Raw genomic sequence first — 13822 nt, 5'->3', positions numbered from 1 at the left:
TAAAAGAGGGATCATGATTTCTAAAATTTTAGAAATTACGATCCCTTTTGTAGTATCTGCCCGGATATCGCATTACAATGATCTCAGATCAAAGAAAGCGAGGCCATAGAACATGAAAAAAATCAGAATCGGAAGCGGAGCAGGCTATGCGGGAGACCGCATTGAGCCGGCAGTGGAGCTGATGGAAAAAGGAAATCTGGACTACATTATTTTCGAGTGTCTGGCGGAACGCACCGTTGCGATCGGGCAGCAGGACAAAGAGAAAGATCCGTCGAAGGGATACAACCAGCTACTCGACTACCGAATGGAAAAAATTCTCCCGCTGATGGCGAAAAACAAAGTAAAAGTTATTACCAATATGGGAGCTGCCAACCCGGTATCTGCTGCAGAACGGACGTGTGAAATTGCCAGAAAACTGGGTGTCAGTGGATTGAAGATTGCCTGTGTGACCGGCGATGATATTACAGACGAACTGGATAAGTATGAAAATGAAAAAGTGCTGGAGGATGGCACGCTGTTAAAAAAGAAAAAAGATGTTCTGATTTCTGCGAACGTCTATATGGGTGCGGAGGGCATCACAAAAGCGTTGGAAGAGGGTGCCAATCTTGTCATTACCGGTCGCGTTTCCGATCCTGCACTGACGATCGGACCGCTGGTATATGAGTTCGGATGGAACATTGACGACAACCCGGATCAGATGGGACAGGCGGTTCTGGCAGGCCATCTGCTGGAGTGTGCCGGACAGGTGACAGGCGGCTATTTTGCGGATCCGGGCTACAAGGATGTGCCGGATCTGTGGAAACTTGGATTCCCGCTCATTGAGATCGACGAGACAGGCGCATTTACCGTGACAAAAGTCGAGGGAAGTGGCGGACTGGTGAGTGTGGATACCTGTAAAGAGCAGATGATCTACGAAATCCACAACCCCAAGGCTTACCTGACCCCGGATGCAACAGCGGACTTTTCAAAGGTGACGTTCCGGCAGATCGGGGAAAACCAGGTTCGCGCCGAGCATGCGACAACGCATGGAAGACCGGAAACTTTGAAAGTGAGTGTCGGCTACAAGGACTGCTTCATCGGTGAGGGTGAAATTTCCTACGGCGGAAGCAACTGTATGGCACGGGCGGAGCTGGCGGCGGAGATTCTGGAGAAGCGGATTGAACTGACAGGCATCGAGCTGGAAGAGTACCGTACTGATTTTATCGGATGCAATTCCCTGTATCGTGATGCAATTTCCAAGGAGATCGGAAGTGGAACTCCGTGTGAAGTGCGTCTCCGCGCCGCAGGCAGAACGAAAGACCGGAAAAATGCCGTTCTGCTGGCAAACGAGGTGGAGGCTCTCTATACCAACGGTCCCGCAGGAGGCGGCGGAGCGGTGAAACGGGTGTCCGAGATTGTCTCGGTCTGCTCAATTTTTGTGCCGCGCGATGCAGTAGAAGCAAAAGTTACATTCCGGGAGGTATAAGGCGATGAAATTAAAAGAGATTGCACATGCAAGAACAGGCGATAAAGGCGAGATCTCCAATATTTCGGTGATCCCATATGATGAGAACAATTATGAAATGCTGAAAGAAAAAGTAACAGAAGCACGCGTAGCAGAATACTTCCGCGAAATCTGTCACGGAAAAGTAACCCGCTACGAACTGGACGGAATCCATGCGCTGAACTTTGTCCTCGACAAGACACTCGGCGGCGGTGTCACAAGATCGCTGGCGCTGGACAAACATGGAAAGACACTCGGCATGGCACTGCTGGAAATGGAGGTTTAGGGCAATGGCAGAAGATTTTATGGCGGCAGTGGTAAAACGCGTGGAGGAACAGTTTGCGAAAAGCGGCGTTTCCGAAAGCTGTGCAGCATTTGAAAGAAAAGACAGCCAGATCGAGATGCGCGATGGTGTGAAGCTGCATACAATCTATTATTTTCCAAGGGAAGGCGGATCAGGAGAAAACAAGAAATATCCCGTCATCCTGACTCGTACCTGCTATCCGGGCAACGACCGTATTCACCGTGCCTACGGTGAGGGACTGGCGCGCAGAGGCTATGTGTATGTCTACCAGTATTGCCGCGGCAGAGAGCAGTCGGAAGGAAAATGGGAGCCAAACATCAATGAGCGAAACGATGGCATTGACACCATGGATTACCTTGTGGAGCAGCCATGGTGCGAAATCTTAGGCTACTGGGGCCATTCCTACACAAGCATGACCGGCTGGGCGTTCGCTGATGCCGCGGAGGGGAAAGTTGCCGCAATGTTTCTGGAGGACTATGGAACGGACCGTTTTGTATCAGCCTACGAGAAGGGCTGCTTCCGCCACGATATCCTGACCGCATGGTCGATGGAAAATGCGGAAAAACCAGTGAATGCTGACTATCGTGAAAGCTGCCGTTATCTGCCGCAGATTGAAGTGGACGAGGCGCTGTGGGGACAGCGTGTTCCGTCCTACCGCGAATACATCACAAGCCCGAGCCCGGATGCGGCACTCTGGCAGACGGGCTGGTGGAAACAGTTGCGGGAAATTCCATCAAAAACGAAGGTTCCGATTTATCTTTTAAGCGGCTGGTACGATCATCACCACGGCAGCAGTATGAAAACGTGGGAGCGGCTGAACGAGGAGACGAAACAGCACAGCTGGCTGGAAATCGGTGCATGGAACCACTTTTTCCAGATTTGTCTTGAAGATAAAGAGGTGCTGCACCCGCAGAATGAAGAAATTCCAAAGATGCTGGAATGGTTTGAGCTGACGCTGAAACAAAAAGAAATCCCAACACAGCGGATCCGTGCCTATGAGATCGGCGCAGACCGGTGGATTGACATCGTGTCCGACGGACTGGGAGAAAAAGGAACTGCGGGAAGCATGACGCTGTATCTGGATGAGAAAACACTGCGGACAGACACGCCGGAACAGGAAAAAACGAGAAACTACACGTTTGACCCGGCCACTCCCGTCGAGAGCATCGGAGGAGAAGCCCTTCTGCATACGATGCCGCAGATCGGCAGTCATCTCCAGCCGGAACCGGACTATCGTGAGGATGTCCTGAGTTTTGTATCAGAACCGCTGGAAGAAACTTTCACGCTGAACGGAAAAGCTTCCGTCCGTCTGTTCGTGGAAAGTGATTGCGAGGATACGGCATTCACCGCTAAAATCATGGAGGTAACGCCGGAAGGAAAAGCGTACAACATTCGTTCCTCGATTGCAACATTGGAGCAGGGAAAAACGGAGGCTGGGGCCTATGAACCGGGCAGCGTGGCAGAGGTGCAGATTACTATGTGGAATATTGTATACACGATTCCAAAGGGTTCCCGCATTCGTGTAGATGTTTCCTCCTCCGACTTCCCGCAGTATCATGTTCACAGCAATCAGAAAGGGCTGTGGTCGGAAAAAACGGAAAATAAAATTGCCCATCAGACCATTCATATGGGGGGAGAAGCTGCTTCCTGCGTGATTTTGCCGCTGATGAAAAAACAGTGAGCCGTAACGGTAAAGCGGACATCGGGAAAAATCAAAAAGAAAAAGTAGCATAATCCATTCTTTTGTGATATAGTGGAAACACTATAGGTTTTGCGGTAAACCTAAAGAACGGCCCGCATCATAAAAACAAAATGAACAGGAGAAAAGCAATGGAGAAAAAGTGGTGGCACAAAACGGTTGGATACCAGATTTATCCGAAGAGTTTTCAGGATACTAACGGAGATGGAATCGGGGATCTGAAAGGCGTGATCCGTCATCTTGACAAAATAGAAAAGCTGGGAGCCAATGTCATCTGGCTCTGCCCGGTGTTTGCATCCCCGATGGTAGATAACGGATACGATATTTCCGATTACATGGATATCGACCCGTCGTTTGGAACGATGGAGGACATGAAGGAGCTGATCGCGGAGGCAAAAAAGCGCGGCATCCGCATCCTGATGGATCTTGTCGTGAATCATTCCTCTGACCGGCATGCGTGGTTTCAGGCGGCACTCAAAGATCCGTTTGGAAAGTACGGAAAGTATTATGTGTTCCGGGAAGGAAAAGACGGCAAAGAGCCGAACAACTGGCGGTCGATTTTTGGCGGCAGCGCATGGGAGAAAGTACCGGGATATGATAACCTGTATTACCTCCACATCTTCACAAAAGAGCAGCCGGATCTCAATTGGGAGAATCCCAAATTGCGGGAAGAAATTTATGAGATGATTTTAAAATGGATGGATCTGGGACTTGGCGGATTCCGTCTTGATGCGATCAGCCATCTGAAAAAGAATTATCAGTACACCAACCTTCCGCCGGATGGACCGGACGAGTACAATATGGCGTTCGAGTATTTCAACAATGTAGACGGTCTTGCCGATATCTTGTGTGAAATGAAGGAGCGCACCTTTGCGCCGACCGATGCGCTGACGATCGGAGAGTACGATCACATGGGACCGGAGGATGTGGAGGATGTGATTGGGGAAAACGGCAGTTTCTCGTCCGTTTTCGATTTTTGTCACACCCTCGACAATGTGCGTAACCCGAAATGGGGCAATACCGTGGCGTTGTTTGACGATTATCGCGATCAGCTTTTTGCGGCGCAGAAAATCGTGGATGGCCGCGGCATGCTCTGCAACTTTCTCGAAAACCATGACAAAACGCGCATCATCGACCGGTTCCTGATGCCGGAGGACCAGAACCGCTACAGCGAAAAGATGCTTCCGGTCACCAATTTCTTCCTGCCGGGTATTGTATTTCTGTATCAGGGACAGGAGATTGGCATGCGCGACAACCCGAAACAGTCTATTCAGGGATTCGTCGACAAACCGACCTTTGCTATTTACGACCGTCTGATTGCAGAAGGAAAAACGGATGCGGAAGCGCTCGAGCAGATCAACCGCGAGAGCCGCGAGCACAGCAGAACTCCGATGCAGTGGGATGCATCTGCCGAGGCGGGATTCACAACAGGTACGCCGTGGTTCCCGGTGAATAAAAACTATACGGAACTGAACTATGAGGCCGAGGAAAAAGATCCTGATTCCCTGCTGTGGTTTTACCGCAAAATGGTGGCAGTAAGACGACGTGAAGATCTGGAAGAAACCTTCCTCTACGGAACGCTGATTCCGGAATACGAGACGGTAAGCGGCGTTCTGGCGTACCGCAGGAAGGATGAGAAGAATAATATTCTGATCCTTACTACTTCTCTTGCGGATGGCATTACATTGCCATTTACAGACACAATCGAAGAAGTACTTCTGAATAACTATGACACCTGCGAGGCAGGCGAGGAAACGATCCGTCTGCAACCGTATCAGTGTCTGGTGCTGAAGGTGAAGGAATAATTGCAAAAACTAAAACAAAAACCGAAAAATTGGTCCCACAAAAGGAGAAGATCTTTTTGCGGGACCTTTTTTGTGGTACAATACAACAAAAAAATCTATCATGAGGTGTGAAATGGAAAGAGACAACAGAGACGAAGACATGATGCTGAAAGGAACAAAACAGGAAATGCCGGGATTCCGTTTTCGGCTACTCCGGCCGGAGAAGAAACGGGAACTGTGGAATCCGGATTTTGAACTTTTATTTCTGCTTCGTGGGAGTGGAAGAGTCAGCTACGAGGACGGGGAAGTTCACAATCTCCCGATGGGATCTATCTTTGCGATCAACCGGTTTCAGATCTGTGACCTGGATCTGGACGAAGACGGACTTGCTCTGTCGCTCTGCGTTTCAGCGGAGACGATTGATTCATTTCACATTAAGCTGCTGAAATGTGAAGTCAAATGTCAGTCGTTTTTTTATATGGAAGATCAGCAGGAAAAATTTGATTTGATCCGGCGGGATATGGCACGGATCTTTCTTGAGATGTACAAGAATAATGAGGAACAACCGATCTATATGAAAAGCCGTGTGACGGCGCTTCTGGAGGATCTGCTTTTTTACTTTACATCCGGGGAAAAGGTGGAACAGGGCCGGGGCGGAAGGGAACGCATTCAGCGGGCATCAGACTATATTCTGCAGCATTGCCGGGAAGAGATTACGCTGGAGGATCTGGCGGATCATCTTTATCTGAGCCGTGCCTATATTTCACGGAGCTTTCCGCAGTATTTCGGTGTATCATTTCGGGAGTACGTGACGCAGGTGCGCCTGGCGCATGCCGTACAGGAAATGCACAGCGGCGCAACGCTGACGGAGATTGCCTATCACAATGGATTTGTCAATGAGACGGCGATGATCCGCGCATTCCGCAAATACCGCGGTATGACACCGAGCGAATACCGGAAGCAGATGGAATATACAGTAAAACAGCGTGAAAAGAAAGGAAAAGAGCGGGAAGAGGCGGCGGGAGACCATGATATTTTCCAGAGTCTCCTGCAGTATGCAGCGGTCACGGAGCAGGAGATTGAGACGATAAATGAGAGTGCCGTTTCCGTGACAGCGGCAGTAAACGGACGGAAACCAAGAGTGGCAGGCCACTGGAAGCGCGTGATCAATGCTGGCTATGCGGCAAGTGTGCTGAACCGCGAGGTGCAGGATGAGCTGGAACAGCTGGTGCAGGAGCTCGGCTATGAGCTGATCCGCGTAAAAGGAATTCTTGATGATGATATGTGCGTACTTCGGCGGAATATGTGGGGCGAGATTCAGTTCTGCTGGAACTATATTGATGAGGTGATCGATTTCATCCTTTCCACGGGAGCGAAGCCGTTGCTGGAATTCGGCCATATGCCGTTGCTGCTGGCAAAAACAGACCCGGGAAGAACGATGCGTCCGGCGCTAAGCAGCTCTCCGCGAGATCTGGCTGAGTGGCGCATGCTGATCAAAAACCTGATGGAACATCTAAGGGAACGGTATGGAATCAACCAGATGCGGCGCTGGATTTTCAACCCGTGGATCAGCGGAGACGTGATCACGATTGATGGAGGAGATGAGTTCTTTGAGACGTGGAAAGCATCGTACGAGGAGATGAAACGTGTGAGCCCGGATCTTGTAACATGTCTTTCCTTTGGTCTTGGACCGGAGGAACATCTCAAAGCCTTTATCGAAACTATGAAGGAAAAGGAATGTGTGCCGGAAATTTTTGCATTCCGCTCGTTTGGCACGGTGATCTATGGAGAGGAAGAGGAGAAAATGAATCTGATCCAGAACAACGAGAGCGTCAATATGATTGTGAGCCGCGACCCGGATTTTCTGCGGAACCGCGGGGAGAAGGTAAAAGGTCTGCTGCAGAAGGCTGGGCTTGGTGCACTGCCGGTTCTGGTGGATGAGTGCAGCAGCAACATCTGGCAGAGGGATCTGTGCAACGATACCTGTTATAAAGCGGCATGGCTGTTTAAAAATCTTCTGGAAAATGAAGAGGCGCTGCAGGGAATTGCGTATTTCTCGGTCAATGACCGTTTGGATGAAGTATTTCCGGCGCGGGAAACGTATCATGGAGGTTTTGGGCTGTTCACGATGAACGGCATTCCAAAGGCGGTCTGCACTGCGCTGCGGCTGCTCGGCAGAATGGGATCTCGTCTGGTGAAGCGTGGGGACGGCTATTTTATCAGCACGGAGCCGGAGAAAAACCAAAGCCAGATTTACCTGTACAACTATGTTCACTACGATATGCTGTACCGCTACCGCCATGCCGTGAATATTTCCCGCACGGACCGTTACCGCGTATTCAATATGGGGGAAATCCGGACCTTTTCAGTGAAACTGACCGGACTGGAACCGGGAAAATATTGCCTGCGGCTGTATAAAGTGACAAAAGAGCACGGCAGCAGCTACGATGCGTGGGTGCGGATGGGAGCTCCGGAGCGGATGAACCGGATGGAGCGCGCGATGCTGTGCCACAGTGCGGACCCGGAATACCGTGTCTGGGAGCAGGAAACCGACCCGGAAGGCAGCCTCACGGTGCAGGAACGCCTGGAGCCGCACGAGACGGCGCTGATTGAGGTGGAGCAGATTCTGTAAAATCTTCAAAAAATTGCACTCGCGGTGGGAGAATACAGAGAAAGAGTGGAAAAAAAGCAACAATATAAGAAGATCTTGCGACAATTCGAGTAGAAAAGGACGAAAATATTGTTTATACTGAAAACAACATAAATGCTAAATTCTACAGAAAAGAGGTATTTCAAAATGGGGAAAATATTTGATTACGATGGCGTGCCGGTGCTGCATACCACATCCGGCGATTTAAAAGGTTATTTTTATGACGGTGTTTACATTTACAAAGGAATTCCGTATGCATACGCAGACCGTTTCCAGATGCCGGTTCCGTCCAAATGGGATGGCGTGAAGGATGCGACAAACTACGGCTTTGTATGCCCGCTTCAGAACCAAGATACACCGAACGGCGAGCTTATGGTTCCGCACCGCTACTGGCCGCAGGATGAGCACTGCCAGTCCTTAAATATCTGGACAAACAAACTTGATCCGGAAGCCAAAAAACCGGTTCTCGTATGGTTCCACGGCGGTGGATACGCAGCGGGATCTTCCATCGAGCAGGTTGCGTATGACGGCGTCAGCATCGCAAAGAAAGGTGATTCGATTCTTGTTTCTGTCAACCACAGACTGAATATTTTAGGATATCTGGATCTGTCTCCGTTTGGGGAAAAATACAAAAACTCCGCAAACGCAGGCCACGCCGATATGGTGGCAGCCCTGCAGTGGGTACATGACAATATTGCCCTGTTCGGCGGCGATCCGGAGAATGTAACCATTTTCGGCCAGTCCGGCGGCGGAATGAAGGTGATTGACCTGATGCAGATTCCATCAGCAGACGGCCTGTTCCAGAAAGGCCTTGTCATGAGCGGTGTTATGGAGGACGATCCGCTCGGCGCAGGAGAGAAAGACGGCACGGAGATTATTACGGCAATGATGAAAGCGCTCGGCTTTGACGATGTGGCTCAGCTGGAAACTGTACCGTATCCGCAGCTTGCTGCTGCATATGCAAAAGTGGCTCCGGCGATTGCACAGAGTGGCGGCTACATCGGCGGCGGCCCGAAAAAGGGCGATTACTTCTATGGAAATCCATTCGACGCAGGCTTCCGTGAGCATGCACATCAGATTCCGATGATGATCGGAACCGTATACGGCGAGTTCGCAACGTTTGCACCGGCAGCTTATGATAAGAACAAACTGACAGCGGAAGAGATTCTGGAAATCCTCAAAAAGGTTTATGGAGACAATGCCGAAAAGGTTCTGGACGCTTTCAAAGAAGCATATCCGGAGAAGAACGGCGTAGATGTTCTTGCCATCGACCGTGCAATGCGTGAGCCGACCGTAAAACTTGCCAAACTGTTCGCAAAAGGCGGCGGCAAAGCATATCTCTACAACTTCGCTCTGGAATTCCCGTTCCAGCACGGCAAGCCGGCATGGCACTGCTCCGATATCCCATATTTCTTCGGAAACGCAGATCTCGTAGAAATTTGTGGCATCCCGGATGTCAGCGATAAACTGGAAAGCGAAATCTTCGGAGCACTTCTTGCCTTCGCAAAGAACGGCACCCCGGATCATGCCGGACTCCCGCACTGGCCGGAAGTAGAAGCAGAGGATGCGGATACCATGGTGTTTGACCGCAAAACGGAAGTAAAACACAACTACGATGATAAAGTGTTTGCAGAGATCAACAAAGTTCTGAAACCATGGAGCTTTATGGACATGATGGCTGACAATATTCAGCATTAAAAAGAACGATTCGACGCGGCATAAGCGAAATCGGGATGGAGCTCTGAAATATTAAAAAATTAGAATAAAAAAACCGCCTGTTTGATTTGAAAAATAAAAAAATCAAACAGGCGGTTTTTTCTGAAAATTCGGTGCTTTCAATCACATCTAAAGTATTATTCTAACAGGGTCACGGAAGAAAAACCAGTAAAAAACAGATTGTACTGAAAAAAATACAATCTGTTTTGTTGACACACTTGAAAAAACATGATAATCTAGAAAATGCACTATTATGGCAAGATATGCCTAAAACCTTTTGTTCAGGCATGAGCGGTAATAAATATATTATAACACAAGGGGTGACAACGTCAATGGAGAAAAACAGAATACGTCCGATACCTACCGGAAAAAGTATGCGAATGAGTTACCAGAGACAAAAAGAAGTATTGGAAATGCCCAACTTGATTGAAGTCCAGAAGGATTCCTATGACTGGTTCCTGAGAAGCGGACTCAAGGAAGTCTTTGATGACATTTCACCAATCTCCGACTACGGCGGACGGCTGAGCCTTGAATTCGTAGACTTTACACTGTGTGAAGATGACGTAAAATACTCAATCGAAGAGTGTAAACAGCGTGACGCTACTTATGCGGCACCGTTAAAGGTAAAAGTAAGATTATATAATAAGGAAAAAGACGAGATCACAGAGCACGAAATTTTCATGGGTGATCTGCCGTTGATGACAGCAACAGGAACATTCGTTATCAATGGTGCAGAGCGAGTAATCGTCAGCCAGCTGGTACGTTCCCCTGGTATTTATTACGGCATCGCACATGATAAGCTCGGAAAGAGACTGTTCTCCTGTACCGTAATCCCGAACCGTGGAGCATGGCTGGAGTACGAGACCGATTCCAACGACGTCTTCTATGTCCGCGTAGACCGTACCAGAAAAGTTCCGATCACAGTCCTCATCCGTGCACTTGGAGTAAGCTCCAATGCAGAGATCGTAGAGCTGTTCGGTGAAGAGCCGAAGATTCTTGCAAGCTTCACCAAAGATACTTCCACCAACTATCAGGAAGGTCTTCTCGAGCTGTACAAGAAAATTCGTCCGGGCGAGCCTCTCGCAGTAGAAAATGCAGAGAGCCTCATCATGAGCATGTTCTTTGACCCGCGTCGCTATGACCTGGCAAAGGTAGGCCGTTATAAATTCAACAAGAAACTTGCACTGCGCAGCCGTATCCGCAACCAGATCCTCGCTGAGGATGTTGTAGATCCGTCCACCGGTGAAATCCTTGCAGAAAAAGGCACCACCGTTACTCTGGAACTCGCAGACAAGATTCAGAACGCAGCAGTACCGTATGTATGGATTCAGACAGAGGAGAGAAACGTAAAAGTTCTTTCCAACTTAATGGTAGATCTGAAAGCATGGGTAGATGTTGACGAGGAAGAACTTGGCATCAACGAGAAAGTATACTATCCGGTTCTGGAAAAGATCCTGGAGGAAAATACCGATATCGAAGAGATCAAACAGGCGATCAAACGTGACATTCACGACCTGATTCCGAAACATATCACAAAGGAAGATATTTTCGCTTCCATCAACTACAACATGCATCTGGAATACGGCGCAGGAAATGCCGATGATATCGACCACCTGGGCAACCGTAGAATCCGTGCCGTAGGTGAGCTGCTTCAGAACCAGTACCGCATCGGTCTGTCCCGTATGGAGCGTGTGGTACGTGAGCGTATGACAACACAGGACATCGACGGAATTTCTCCGCAGTCCCTGATCAATATCAAACCGGTTACAGCTGCGATCAAAGAGTTCTTCGGATCTTCCCAGCTGTCCCAGTTCATGGATCAGAATAACCCGCTTGGAGAGCTGACGCACAAGAGACGTCTTTCCGCCCTTGGACCTGGCGGTCTGTCCCGTGACCGTGCCGGATTCGAGGTTCGAGACGTACACTACTCCCATTACGGAAGAATGTGCCCGATCGAGACTCCTGAGGGACCGAACATCGGTCTTATCAACTCTCTGGCATCGTATGCGCGCATCAACGAGTATGGCTTCGTTGAGGCTCCATACAGAAGAATTGACAAATCAGATCCGAAAAATCCGCGTGTTACCGACGAAGTAGTCTACATGACCGCAGATGAAGAGGATAATTACCATGTAGCACAGGCAAATGAGCCGCTGGATGCAGAAGGACACTTCCTCAACAAGAACGTTTCCGGACGTTATCTGGATGAGACCCAGTCCTACGAGCCGCACATGTTTGATTACATGGACGTGTCTCCGAAGATGGTATTCTCCGTTGCTACGGCGCTGATCCCGTTCCTTCAGAACGACGATGCGAACCGTGCGCTGATGGGATCCAACATGCAGCGTCAGGCCGTACCGCTGATGATCACCGATGCTCCTGTAGTAGGAACCGGTATCGAAGCAAAAGCAGCCGTAGACTCCGGTGTCTGCGTCGTTGCAAAAAAAGCAGGAACCATTTCCTATTCCTGCTCCAACGAGATCCGCATGAACAATGATGACGGAACAAAAGATGTTTACCATCTGACCAAATTCATGCGAAGCAACCAGAGCAACTGCTACAACCAGAAACCGATCGTATTTAAAGGTGACCATGTAGAGGCCGGCGAAGTAATCGCAGACGGTCCGTCTACCTACCAGGGCGAGCTTGCTCTTGGTAAAAACCCGCTGATCGGATTTATGACCTGGGAAGGATATAACTACGAGGACGCCGTACTCTTAAGCGAGCGTCTGGTACAGGATGATGTTTACACTTCCATCCACATCGAGGAGTACGAGGCAGAGGCCCGTGACACCAAGCTTGGACCGGAAGAGATCACAAAAGACGTTCCGGGCGTCGGCGATGAAGCCTTAAAAGACCTGGACGAGCGTGGAATCATCCGCATCGGTGCAGAGGTACGTGCCGGTGATATTCTGGTCGGAAAAGTAACTCCGAAGGGAGAAACCGAGCTGACCGCAGAGGAGCGTCTGCTCCGTGCCATCTTTGGCGAGAAAGCAAGAGAAGTACGTGATACTTCCCTGAAAGTACCGCACGGTGAGTATGGTATCATCGTGGACGCCAAAGTATTTACCCGTGAAAACGGCGACGAACTTTCTCCTGGAGTAAACCAGGCAGTCCGCATCTACATCGCACAGAAGAGAAAAATCTCTGTCGGCGATAAGATGGCTGGTCGTCACGGAAACAAGGGTGTCGTTTCCCGTGTACTTCCGGTAGAGGATATGCCGTTCCTGCCGAACGGACGTCCGCTGGACATCGTGCTGAATCCTCTGGGTGTGCCGTCCCGTATGAACATCGGACAGGTGCTGGAGATCCACCTGAGCCTTGCAGCAGCAGCGCTTGGATTTAACGTATCCACCCCGATTTTCGACGGCGCAAACGAGAAAGATATTCAGGATACCCTGGAACTGGCAAACGATTATGTAAACATGGAATGGGATGCATTCTCCGAGAAATATAAAGATGTTCTGCTTCCGGAAGTATATCAGTACTTGGAAGAGCACCTGGATCACAGAGAACTGTGGAAGGGCGTTGATATCGCAAGAGACGGTAAGGTACAGCTCCGCGATGGACGTACTGGTGAGCCGTTTGATGGAAGAACCACCATCGGACACATGCATTACCTGAAACTGCATCACCTGGTAGACGATAAGATCCATGCACGTTCTACCGGCCCATACTCCCTCGTTACACAGCAGCCGCTGGGTGGTAAAGCTCAGTTCGGTGGACAGCGTTTCGGAGAGATGGAGGTTTGGGCTCTTGAGGCGTACGGTGCATCCTACACGCTGCAGGAGATCCTGACTGTGAAGTCTGACGATGTGGTTGGCCGTGTGAAGACATACGAAGCCATCATCAAGGGCGACAATATTCCGGAGCCTGGTATTCCGGAATCCTTCAAAGTATTGTTGAAAGAGCTGCAGTCCCTGGCACTCGATGTCCGCGTACTGCGTGATGACAATACCGAAGTTAAAATTATGGAATCAGTTGATTACGGTGATACCAACCTGAACCACATCATCGAGGGAGACCGTTACTCTGACAGAGAGGACGAGAGATTTGGTGACTATGGATTCTCCAAGAAAGAATTTGACGGAGAAGAAATGGTAGATGTGGAAGAGGATGAAGAAGAAGACTCTTATCTTGATCTGGATGAAAGTTCAGATGATGACATGTAACTTGTAGATCTTCG

General features: G+C 49.6%; 7 protein-coding genes. All 7 read left to right on the top strand.

The annotated features are described in order from the left end of the window. The first annotated feature begins 112 nt into the window (after positions 1–112). The 7 genes from DWW13_RS06945 (at position 113) to rpoB (ending at position 13808) form a co-directional block, all read left to right on the top strand. Positions 113–1465, top strand: a complete 1353-nt coding sequence (locus DWW13_RS06945) for an acyclic terpene utilization AtuA family protein (protein WP_118719664.1) — start codon at positions 113–115, stop codon at positions 1463–1465. A 4-nt stretch (positions 1466–1469) separates the two neighbouring features. After that, positions 1470–1769, top strand: coding sequence for an AtuA-related protein (locus DWW13_RS06940; RefSeq protein ID WP_022462826.1), 300 nt, complete (start codon positions 1470–1472; stop codon positions 1767–1769). Positions 1770–1773: 4 nt separating this feature from the next. Continuing rightward, entirely contained in the window at positions 1774–3468 is a 1695-nt protein-coding gene (locus DWW13_RS06935) for a CocE/NonD family hydrolase (RefSeq protein WP_158579756.1), read from the top strand. Positions 3469–3617: 149 nt separating this feature from the next. Further along, positions 3618–5291, top strand: coding sequence for an alpha-glucosidase (locus DWW13_RS06930; RefSeq protein WP_118601085.1), 1674 nt, complete (start codon positions 3618–3620; stop codon positions 5289–5291). Between the two features lie 112 nt (positions 5292–5403). Next, positions 5404–7902 carry a GH39 family glycosyl hydrolase gene (locus DWW13_RS06925; protein ID WP_158568555.1) on the top strand — a complete coding sequence of 833 codons (2499 nt, stop codon included), beginning with the start codon at positions 5404–5406 and terminating at the stop codon, positions 7900–7902. 165 nt (positions 7903–8067) lie between these two features. Continuing rightward, on the top strand, positions 8068–9618 hold the full coding sequence (locus tag DWW13_RS06920; RefSeq protein WP_117761434.1) for a carboxylesterase/lipase family protein: 1551 nt from the start codon (positions 8068–8070) through the stop codon (positions 9616–9618). Between the two features lie 350 nt (positions 9619–9968). Next, positions 9969–13808, top strand: coding sequence for a DNA-directed RNA polymerase subunit beta (gene rpoB / locus DWW13_RS06915; RefSeq protein WP_055227767.1), 3840 nt, complete (start codon positions 9969–9971; stop codon positions 13806–13808). Positions 13809–13822 lie beyond the last annotated feature (14 nt).

Origin of the sequence: Blautia sp. AF14-40, from assembly GCF_003479665.1 — a bacterium.
GTDB lineage: Bacteria > Bacillota > Clostridia > Lachnospirales > Lachnospiraceae > Fusicatenibacter > Fusicatenibacter saccharivorans.
The sequence above is the reverse complement of the archived record's forward strand: the minus strand, read 5'-3'. Positions and strand labels throughout refer to the sequence as shown.

What these genes read in the sequence shown, in the direction of transcription:
- DWW13_RS06945 (WP_118719664.1), top strand. Translation starts at nt 113, where the DNA reads ATGAAAAAAATCAGAATCGGAAGCGGAGCAGGCTATGCGGGAGACCGC.
- DWW13_RS06935 (WP_158579756.1), top strand. Translation starts at nt 1,774, where the DNA reads ATGGCAGAAGATTTTATGGCGGCAGTGGTAAAACGCGTGGAGGAACAG.
- DWW13_RS06925 (WP_158568555.1), top strand. Translation starts at nt 5,404, where the DNA reads ATGGAAAGAGACAACAGAGACGAAGACATGATGCTGAAAGGAACAAAA.
- DWW13_RS06920 (WP_117761434.1), top strand. Translation starts at nt 8,068, where the DNA reads ATGGGGAAAATATTTGATTACGATGGCGTGCCGGTGCTGCATACCACA.
- DWW13_RS06940 (WP_022462826.1), top strand. Translation starts at nt 1,470, where the DNA reads ATGAAATTAAAAGAGATTGCACATGCAAGAACAGGCGATAAAGGCGAG.
- DWW13_RS06930 (WP_118601085.1), top strand. Translation starts at nt 3,618, where the DNA reads ATGGAGAAAAAGTGGTGGCACAAAACGGTTGGATACCAGATTTATCCG.
- rpoB (WP_055227767.1), top strand. Translation starts at nt 9,969, where the DNA reads ATGGAGAAAAACAGAATACGTCCGATACCTACCGGAAAAAGTATGCGA.